The organism is Bacillus sp. AFS059628, assembly GCF_002571225.1.
In the GTDB taxonomy this organism is placed as follows: Bacteria; Bacillota; Bacilli; order Bacillales; family Bacillaceae_G; genus Bacillus_A.
This window is the reverse complement of the sequence record NZ_NVEC01000145.1, coordinates 1-408: the sequence shown is the minus strand read 5'-3', so window position 1 is coordinate 408 and position 408 is coordinate 1. Positions and strand designations below refer to the sequence as shown.

The 408-nt window shown below is 52.5% G+C and carries 4 tRNA genes; all 4 read left to right on the top strand.

Going from position 1 to position 408, the window contains the following annotated elements:
- Positions 1 to 25 precede the first annotated feature (25 nt).
- The 4 genes from COL05_RS30460 to COL05_RS30445 all read left to right on the top strand — a co-directional run bounded on the left by COL05_RS30460 (position 26) and on the right by COL05_RS30445 (position 366).
- Positions 26 to 100 (top strand) — tRNA-Asn (locus COL05_RS30460).
- Positions 101 to 102: 2 nt separating this feature from the next.
- Positions 103 to 194: transfer RNA gene (locus tag COL05_RS30455), tRNA-Ser, on the top strand.
- A gap of 17 nt (positions 195 to 211) precedes the next feature.
- Positions 212 to 286, top strand: a tRNA-Glu gene (locus COL05_RS30450).
- 4 nt (positions 287 to 290) lie between these two features.
- A tRNA-Val gene (locus tag COL05_RS30445) sits at positions 291 to 366 on the top strand.
- Positions 367 to 408 lie beyond the last annotated feature (42 nt).

Sequence of the window (408 nt, the reverse complement as noted above, 5' to 3'; positions counted from 1 at the left end):
GTAGGACGTTGCCAGGCAATATTATTCCGCAGTAGCTCAGCGGTAGAGCTATCGGCTGTTAACCGATCGGTCGTAGGTTCGATTCCTACCTGCGGAGCCATTGGAGAGCTGTCCGAGTTGGCCGAAGGAGCACGATTGGAAATCGTGTATACGTCATAAGCGTATCAAGGGTTCGAATCCCTTGCTCTCCGCCATAGGATTTATAATATTTGGCCCGTTGGTCAAGTGGTTAAGACACCGCCCTTTCACGGCGGTAACACGGGTTCGAATCCCGTACGGGTCACCACTTTGGAGGATTAGCTCAGCTGGGAGAGCACCTGCCTTACAAGCAGGGGGTCGGCGGTTCGATCCCGTCATCCTCCACCATATAAATTATATGAATAGTATTATCGCGGGGTGGAGCAGCAC